Annotated in this window: 8 protein-coding genes and 1 riboswitch; of the genes, 2 read left to right on the forward strand and 6 right to left on the reverse strand. The window is 66.2% G+C overall.

Going from position 1 to position 7,687, the window contains the following annotated elements:
* Positions 1-65: 65 nt before the first annotated feature.
* From gcvPB to ACREE8_RS13705, 6 genes are all read right to left on the reverse strand, one after another.
* Positions 66-1,583: an aminomethyl-transferring glycine dehydrogenase subunit GcvPB gene (gene gcvPB, locus ACREE8_RS13680; RefSeq protein ID WP_431573562.1), complete on the reverse strand. Its 1,518-nt coding sequence runs from the start codon at positions 1,581-1,583 to the stop codon at positions 66-68.
* A gap of 202 nt (positions 1,584-1,785) precedes the next feature.
* Complete coding sequence (gcvPA, locus tag ACREE8_RS13685; protein ID WP_431573563.1) at positions 1,786-3,132, reverse strand: aminomethyl-transferring glycine dehydrogenase subunit GcvPA; 1,347 nt, start codon at positions 3,130-3,132, stop codon at positions 1,786-1,788.
* On the reverse strand, positions 3,132-3,509 hold the full coding sequence (gene gcvH, locus ACREE8_RS13690; protein ID WP_431573564.1) for a glycine cleavage system protein GcvH: 378 nt from the start codon (positions 3,507-3,509) through the stop codon (positions 3,132-3,134). The genes gcvPA and gcvH overlap by 1 nt, the downstream gene beginning before the upstream one ends.
* Before the next feature lie 14 nt (positions 3,510-3,523).
* Positions 3,524-4,639 carry a glycine cleavage system aminomethyltransferase GcvT gene (gene gcvT / locus ACREE8_RS13695; RefSeq protein WP_431573565.1) on the reverse strand — a complete coding sequence of 372 codons (1,116 nt, stop codon included), beginning with the start codon at positions 4,637-4,639 and terminating at the stop codon, positions 3,524-3,526.
* Between the two features lie 191 nt (positions 4,640-4,830).
* A riboswitch (glycine riboswitch) is annotated at positions 4,831-4,964 on the reverse strand.
* A 147-nt stretch (positions 4,965-5,111) separates the two neighbouring features.
* Positions 5,112-5,687 (reverse strand): hypothetical protein, encoded by a 576-nt coding sequence (locus ACREE8_RS13700; protein ID WP_431573566.1) that lies wholly within the window; start codon positions 5,685-5,687, stop codon positions 5,112-5,114.
* On the reverse strand, positions 5,677-5,916 hold the full coding sequence (locus ACREE8_RS13705) for a CDGSH iron-sulfur domain-containing protein (RefSeq protein WP_431573567.1): 240 nt from the start codon (positions 5,914-5,916) through the stop codon (positions 5,677-5,679). Before ACREE8_RS13705 ends, ACREE8_RS13700 begins: the two co-directional genes overlap by 11 nt.
* Before the next feature lie 272 nt (positions 5,917-6,188).
* Here ACREE8_RS13705 and ACREE8_RS13710 point away from each other — a divergent pair, with 272 nt between their 5' ends.
* Both ACREE8_RS13710 and rnhA read left to right on the forward strand, forming a co-directional pair.
* Positions 6,189-7,154, forward strand: coding sequence for a homoserine kinase (locus tag ACREE8_RS13710; protein ID WP_431573568.1), 966 nt, complete (start codon positions 6,189-6,191; stop codon positions 7,152-7,154).
* Positions 7,151-7,657: a ribonuclease HI gene (gene rnhA / locus ACREE8_RS13715; protein ID WP_431573569.1), complete on the forward strand. Its 507-nt coding sequence runs from the start codon at positions 7,151-7,153 to the stop codon at positions 7,655-7,657. The genes ACREE8_RS13710 and rnhA overlap by 4 nt, the downstream gene beginning before the upstream one ends.
* The last annotated feature ends 30 nt before the right edge of the window (positions 7,658-7,687 follow it).

Below are 7,687 nucleotides of genomic sequence, written 5' to 3' on the forward strand. Positions count from 1 at the left end.
GCGCCGGCCTGCGAAGGCCGGCGCGCCTCGAAACTGTCAGCTTAGACCGAAGTCGGCCCGGTGCTCTACTCCGCCGCCTTGGCGGTGTTCGAGCCCGGGACCCAGCGCAGCACCGGCTTGCGCGCGGCGGCCGTCTCGTCGAGGCGACGACGCGGGGTCAGCTTCGGCGCCGCCTCGAAATGGGCGGCGTCGCCCGATTTGGCGCGCCGCGCCAGGCCGCGCAGCACCTCGATGAAGCGGTCGAGCGAATCCTTGCTCTCGGTCTCGGTCGGCTCGACCAGCAGCGCCCCATGCACCACCAGCGGAAAATACATGGTCATGGGGTGGTAGCCCTCGTCGATCAGCGCCTTGGCGAAATCGAGCGTGGTGACGCCAGTGTCTTTGAGGAAATGATCGTCGAACAGCGCCTCATGCATGCAGGTGCCGGGGAAGGCCGGCGACATGTCGTCCTTGAGCGAGGCCAGGATGTAGTTGGCGTTGAGCACCGCATCCTCGGCCACCTGCTTCAGCCCGTCGCTGCCATGGCTCATCATGTAGGCCAGCGCCCGCACGAACATGCCCATCTGGCCATGGAAGCCCTTGAGCCGGCCGAAGGCCTGCTTCTTCGGGTCCTGCTCGACCAGATCGAAGCCCTTGGCGCCATGCACGACCCAGGGGACCGGCGCGAAGGGCGCCAGGGCCTCGGAGAGCACGACCGGACCGGCACCGGGCCCGCCGCCGCCATGGGGCGTCGAGAAGGTCTTGTGCAGGTTGATATGCATGCAGTCGATACCGAGATCGCCCGGCCGCACGCGGCCGACGATCGCGTTGAAATTGGCGCCGTCGCAATAGAAGAAGCCGCCCGCCCCATGGATCGCCTCGGCGATCTCGATGATGTCGGGCTCGAACAGGCCGCAGGTGTTGGGGTTGGTGATCATGATGCCGGCGACATCGGGGCCGAGCTTGGCGCGGAAGGCCTCGAGATCGACGCGGCCCTTGGCGTTGGCGGGGATCGGATCGACCTCATAGCCGCAAGCCGCGGCCGTCGCCGGATTGGTGCCATGCGCCGATTCCGGCACCAGGATGCGCTTCCTCGCGTCGCCGCGATGCTCGAGCGCCGCGCGGATCGCCATGATGCCGCAAAGCTCGCCATGGGCGCCGGCGCCGGGCGACATCGCCACCGCCGGCATGCCGGTCAGCGTCTTCAGCCAATGCGCCACCTGGTCGATCAGCTCGAGCGCGCCCTGCACGGTCGAGACCGGCTGCAGCGGATGGAGGTCGGCCAGGCCCTGGAGCCGCACCATCTTCTCGTTGAGGCGCGGGTTGTGCTTCATCGTGCAGGAGCCCAGCGGATAGAGCCCCATGTCGATGGCGTAGTTCTTCTGCGAGAGCCGCGTGTAGTGGCGCACCACCTGCGGCTCCGACAGGCCCGGCAGGCCCACCGGCTTCTTGCGCGCGAGATTGCCGAGGCGGCTCGCGACCTTCGCAGGCTCGGGCAGATCGACGCCGCAACGCCCCTCCTCGCCCTGCTCGAAGATCAGCGGCTCCTCGATCTGCAGGCCGCGATTGCCGCTATAGGTGCCGGTGATGGGATCGGGGTTCATACGTGGGCTCCGTTGGCAGCACCGAGGGCGGGGACCCCTCCCCCTACCCCCTCCCGCAAGGGGAGGGGGCGAGAATAAAACTGAACTCGCCCTTCTTTTCGGCGGAAGACAGCGCAGAGGACGTGGCAACAGAAATCCACGCCCCCTCCCCTTGCGGGAGGGGGTAGGGGGAGGGGTTGCTCGCAAGACTGAGCGGGAACTCTCATGCCAGCACCTCTTTGAGCGCGCCGGCGAGCGCGTCCATATCCTGCGCCGTGTTGGTTTCGGTCGCGGCCACCAGCAACAAATTCTCGAGCGATTTTTCCGTGGGCCAGAGCCGTGAGGCCGGAACGCCGCCGAGGATGCCGCGCTTGGCGAGCGCCTCGACAACGGGCCCCGAAGGTTTCGGCAGCTTGACGGTGAACTCGTTGAAGAAGCCGCGGTTGAGGACAGAGACGCCCGGGAGCTTCACCAGCTTGTCGGCGAGCGTGCAGGCGGCCGCATGGTTGAGCGCCGCCAACCGCTGGAAACCCGCCTCGCCCAAGAGCGTCAGATGGATGGTGAAGGCGAGCGCGCAGAGGCCCGAATTGGTGCAGATGTTGCTGGTCGCCTTCTCGCGGCGGATATGCTGCTCGCGCGTCGACAGGGTCAGCACCCAGCCGCGCCTGCCATCGACATCCTTGGTCTCGCCGACGAGGCGGCCCGGCATCTGGCGCAGGAATTTCTCGCGGGTCGCGAAGAGACCGACATAAGGCCCACCGAAGCCCAGCGAATTGCCGAGTGCCTGGCCTTCGGCCACCACGATGTCGGCCCCCATGGCGCCCGGCGGCTCGATGGCACCCAAGGAGACGACCTCGGTTACCGCGACGACCAGCAGCGCTCCCGCCTTGTGGCAGGCCTCGGCGAGCGCGCTCAGATCCTGAATGTGGCCGAACACGTTCGGGTTCTGCACCACCACGCAGGAGGTGTCGGCATCGACGAGCTTCGCCAGATCCTCCCTGCCTTCGGGATCGGCCGGCGGCTGCTCGACCTTGAAGCCCAGGAAATGCGCATGGGTGCGGGTGATCTCGGCGTAATGCGGATGGAGCGCCCCCGACAGCACGGCCTTGCTCCGCCGCGTCACGCGGTTGGCCATCATCACGGCTTCGGCGCAGGCCGTGCCGCCGTCATACATCGAGGCGTTGGCAACCTCCATGCCGGTCAGGAGCGCCACTTGCGTCTGGAACTCGAACAGATATTCGAGCGTGCCTTGCGTCACCTCCGGCTGATAGGGCGTGTAGGAGGTGAGGAACTCGCCGCGCTGGATCAGGTGATCGACCGCAGCTGGCACGTGATGCCGATAGGCGCCGGCGCCGAGGAAGCTCGGCGCCTTTGCGGTGCCGAGATTCTTCGCCGCCAGTGCGCCGACCGCGCGCTCGACCTCGAGCTCGCCCTGATGCGGGGGTAGATCCACCGGCTTGTCGCGGCGCGCCTTGGGCGGCACGTCGCGATAGAGATCGTCCATGGAACGCACGCCGATCCGCGCCAGCATGGACTGGCGGTCGGCGGGCGTGAGCGGCAGATAACGCATCAGTGCAGGCCCTTCACATAGGCATCATAGGCCGCCTGGTCCATCAGCCCGTCGAGCTCGGCCTTGTTGGAAAGCTTCAGCTTCACGAACCAGCCATTGCCCATCGGATCGCTGTTCACCCGCGCGGGCTCGGTGGCGAGATCGCTGTTGACCGCGACCACCTCGCCCGAGACCGGCGCATAGACCTCGCTCGCGGCCTTGACCGATTCCACGACCGCGACCTCCTTGCCCTTCTCGACCTTCTTGCCGGGCTGGGGCAGGTCGACGAACACCACGTCGCCCAGCTGCTCTTGCGCATAGGCGCTGATGCCGATGGTGGCGGTATCGCCCTCGAGGCGGATCCATTCATGCTCTTCGGTGTAACGCAGCGTGCTCATGAAGATTCCTCTTTTTACCCGCGGTAATAGCTGGTCTTGACGAAGGGAAGCGGCGCCACCTGCACCGGCAACGGCTTGCCGCGCACGATGGCCTCCAGTTTCTGCAAGGGTTTGGCGAAGGCGGTCTCGACATAGCCCATGGCGAGCGGACCGCCGAGGCTGGGACCGAAGCCGCCGCTCGTGACCTTGCCGATGCGCTTGTCGCCGGCCATCAGCTCCGTGCCGTCGCGCACCGGCGCCCGTCCAGCCGGCAGGATGCCGACGCGCTTGCGCGACGTGCCTTCTTTCAGCTCGCGCTGGATGCGCGCGGCGCCGGGGAATCCGCCCTCGACGCGGCGGCGCTTGCCGATGCTCCACACCAGATCGGCCTCGACCGGCGAGGTGGTGGTGTCGATGTCATGGCCATAGAGACACAAGCCGGCCTCGAGCCGCAGCGAATCGCGAGCCCCCAGTCCGATCGGCTTGACGTCGGGATGCGCCAGCAAACGCCGCGCCAGGGCCTCGGCCTTCTCCGCCGGGACCGAGATCTCGTAGCCATCCTCGCCGGTATAGCCCGAGCGGGTGACGAAACAGGCAACGCCCTCGAGCATGACCTCGGCCGCGGACATGAACTTCATCTTCGCAACCTCCGGCGCCATGCGCGCCAGCACGGCCACCGCCTTCGGGCCCTGCAGCGCCAGAAGCGCCTGGTCCGGCAGCGGCTTGATCGCGATCACGCCGGGCAGCTTCGCCTTGAGATGCGCCAGGTCCGCATCCTTGCAGTCGGCATTCACCACCACGAAGAGATGATCACCCGCGTTGGTCACCATCAGATCGTCGAGAATGCCGCCGTTCTCGTCGGTGAATTGCGTGTAGCGCTGCCGCATCGGTTCCAGCGCCTGGATATCGGCCGGCACCAGCGCTTCGAGCGCCTGCGCGGCATTGCGCCCGGTCAGGCGCAACTGGCCCATATGCGAGACATCGAACAGCCCCGCCGCCGCCCGGCAATGAAGATGCTCGGTCAGGATGCCGGTCGGATATTGCACCGGCATGTCATAGCCGGCGAAGGGCACCATCTTGGCGCCGAGCGCCAGATGCAGCGCATGAAGCGGCGTGGTCTTGAGGTCGGCGCTATCGGAGGATGAGGTCATATCAGGCTTTCGCGGGACGGATGACGGGCTTCATGGCCGCGCCCGACGGGCGCAAAGCCGAAAGCCCCCTCTGTCCTGGCACCTGAAAGATTTGCCGGCAGGGACCCCGGAATCGGGGCGCCGGTCTACCTCTTCGGTGAGACGGGCGCACGGATCATCAACCGCGCGATCGCCTGCTTTCCAGAGTTCTCGTCCCGCTTGCGGTCCTTTTGCCTGAGAGTTTCCGGGGCGGTTGCTCCTTCGGCGCCGTTCCCGATCGTTCGCGTGCGACTTCGTGATGGTGCTGCGCGCGATCGTCCGGGGCGGTCTCTCCCGCAAGCGGTAGTCTGACCGGGCGCAAGCATCCTCCCCGCCCCGGATCGGGTCAAGCGTGAAAAGAAACCGCGCTCGAAACGATCGAGCGCGGTTCTTTCAGACCGGATTCTATTGCAACAGCGAAGAGTCGTCCGCGACGGCGCGGCGACTCTTTTGCTCAGGGCGAGGACGGCGCGACGATCGTGCTCGAGCTGTCGGCGCGATTGAATTTGAGCTCCTCGGGCGTGAGCACGAGGCCGACATAGATGGCGTAATTGTCACCGTTCTCGCCGGATTGCAGCGGGATCGTCTGGGTCAGCTCATCGACCGACTGCGCCCGCACATCGTTACCTTCGAGCGCGATCTCGACATCGAAGGCCTGGCGCGCAAGCGGCCCCGTCCCGATCTTCGCGATCGCGACGAAATACTGGAACTGCGCGCTCTTGGCCGCCATGGCGGGACCGCGCGACGCGACCGTCTGCACCTGCATGGTGGTCTCGATGCGGGTCTTGTTGTCGGATTCGACGATATAGACGCAGCTCGAGCGGATGTCGCCGATCTGGGCCTCGAACTGGACGTCCTTGACGTCGCGGCCCGGTCCCTGGAAGCGCGTCAGATGCGCGGCATCGCTGACCGTGACGATGCGCGGACAGGGCGGCGGCGGCCCCCGATTGTCCGCGCCACCGCAAGCTGCGAGTCCCAGCGACAGGATCCCCGATAAGGCGAGGGCAGCCGCAATCCGCCTAAAGAGCATTATGGGTTCCGTCGCAGAACGGCTTCTTGTGGCTCGACTTGCAGCCGCAGAAGAAGACCTGTTTGGTGGCCTGCGCTTCCCAGGCCACCGGCGAAAGACCGGTGCCTTTGTGCGAGCCGTCGCAGAATGGCTGGCTTTTGGAGCGCCCACAGGCACACCAGAAATACTTCTTTCCAGCCGTGACATCGACCGCGTAGGGCGATTTCTGCGCTGGAATCGGTTCCGTCATGTTCCCCTTCCCAATGGGTGGCGTGCTGGCATAATTTTTGCCGCCACCGCGCTGGTTCGTCGGGCGACTTTAAAGAACGCTCTCGCGATGCACAAGGCCCGGATCGGCTTGTTTTTTCCGCTCGTTACGGGATGTGAGGGCTTGCCATGATACCGTCCGAAATCGCTCGCTCCAACGGTCCCGATTCGAGCCTTCCGCACCCTTCCTCTGCCATGGCCGGGGCCTGAACGGCACCGGCGGCAGCAACCCTTTCGTCGCCGGTCCCCGAACCCATGGCCGTCTATACCGAAGTCCCCGACGAGGAACTCGAAGCCTTCGTCGCCCGCTACGACATCGGGCGCCCGGTCTCCTGCAAGGGGATCGCCGAGGGCGTGGAGAACAGCAATTTCCTCCTCACCACCGAGCGCGCCAGCTTCATCCTGACGCTCTATGAGAAGCGGGTCCGGCGCGAGGACCTGCCCTTCTTCATCGGGCTGATGGAGCATCTGGCGGCGCGCGGCATCGCCTGCCCCACCCCCGTCAAGGCGCGCGACGGCGAGGCGCTGGGCGAGCTCTGCAAGCGCCCGGCCGCGATCGTGACCTTCCTCGACGGCATGTGGCCGCGCCGCCCCATGGCGCGCCATTGCCAGCTGCTCGGCACGGCACTGGCGCAGATGCATCTCGCCGGCGCCGATTACGCTCTCCGGCGCGCCAACGACCTCTCAGTAGTGGGCTGGCGGCGGCTCTATGAGGCGACCAAGGATCGCGCCGACGAGGTCAGCCCCGGTCTCGCCGAGGAGATTCGCCGCGAGATCGAGGGTTTCGAGGCGCATTGGCCCAGGCATCTGCCCGCGGGCGTGATCCATGCCGATCTCTTCCCCGACAATGTGTTCTTCCTGGGCGACCGGCTCTCGGGGATCATCGATTTCTATTTCGCCTGCAACGACGCCTATGCTTACGACCTCGCGGTCTGCCTCAATGCCTGGTGCTTCGAGTCCGACGGTTCCTTCAACGTGACCAAGGCGCGGATGCTGATCGCCTCCTATCGCAAGACGCGGCCCGTCTCGAAGTACGAGCTCGACGCGCTGCCGATGCTGGCACGCGGCAGCGCGCTGCGCTTCCTGCTGACGCGGCTTTATGACTGGCTCAATCATCCGCCGGGGGCCTTCGTGAAGCCGAAGGATCCGCGCGAATATCTGGACAAGCTGCGCTTCCATGCGGGCCTGCGCGGGCCCAGCGCCTACGGGCTCGAGCCGTGAGCGCCAAGGCAGCGGCGGCGAAGCCCAAAGACGCGGCGCCGAAAGAGAAAGCCAAACTCCGGGTCGAGATCTTCACCGACGGCGCCTGCAGCGGCAATCCCGGGCCCGGCGGCTGGGGCGCCGTGCTGCGCTATGGCGAGACCGAGAAGGAATTGTCGGGCGGCGAGAATCCCACCACCAACAACCGCATGGAGCTGATGGCGGCGATCATGGCGCTCGAAAGCCTGCGCCGTCCCTGCCAGGTGACGCTCTCGACCGACAGCACCTACGTCAAGGACGGCATCACGCGCTGGATCATCGACTGGAAGAAACGCGGCTGGAAGACCGCCGACAAGAAGCCGGTCAAGAATGTGGATCTCTGGCAGCGCCTCGAAGCCGCGGTCGCGCCGCATCAGATCCAGTGGGAATGGGTCCGCGGCCATTCCGGTCACCCCGAAAACGAACGCGCCGACCAGCTCGCGCGCGATGCGATCCGCGCGGTGAAGGAAGGAATGGTATTCTGAAATCATATCCCCTCCCCCGCTTCGCGGGGG

Origin of the sequence: Hypericibacter sp. (assembly GCF_050729195.1) — a bacterium.
GTDB lineage: Bacteria > Pseudomonadota > Alphaproteobacteria > Dongiales > Dongiaceae > Hypericibacter.

Coding starts and splice junctions, on each gene's coding strand:
- gcvPB (WP_431573562.1), bottom strand. CDS start 1,583: ATGAACCCCGATCCCATCACCGGCACCTATAGCGGCAATCGCGGCCTG.
- gcvH (WP_431573564.1), bottom strand. CDS start 3,509: ATGAGCACGCTGCGTTACACCGAAGAGCATGAATGGATCCGCCTCGAG.
- ACREE8_RS13705 (WP_431573567.1), bottom strand. CDS start 5,916: ATGACGGAACCGATTCCAGCGCAGAAATCGCCCTACGCGGTCGATGTC.
- ACREE8_RS13710 (WP_431573568.1), top strand. CDS start 6,189: ATGGCCGTCTATACCGAAGTCCCCGACGAGGAACTCGAAGCCTTCGTC.
- gcvT (WP_431573565.1), bottom strand. CDS start 4,639: ATGACCTCATCCTCCGATAGCGCCGACCTCAAGACCACGCCGCTTCAT.
- gcvPA (WP_431573563.1), bottom strand. CDS start 3,132: ATGCGTTATCTGCCGCTCACGCCCGCCGACCGCCAGTCCATGCTGGCG.
- ACREE8_RS13700 (WP_431573566.1), bottom strand. CDS start 5,687: ATGCTCTTTAGGCGGATTGCGGCTGCCCTCGCCTTATCGGGGATCCTG.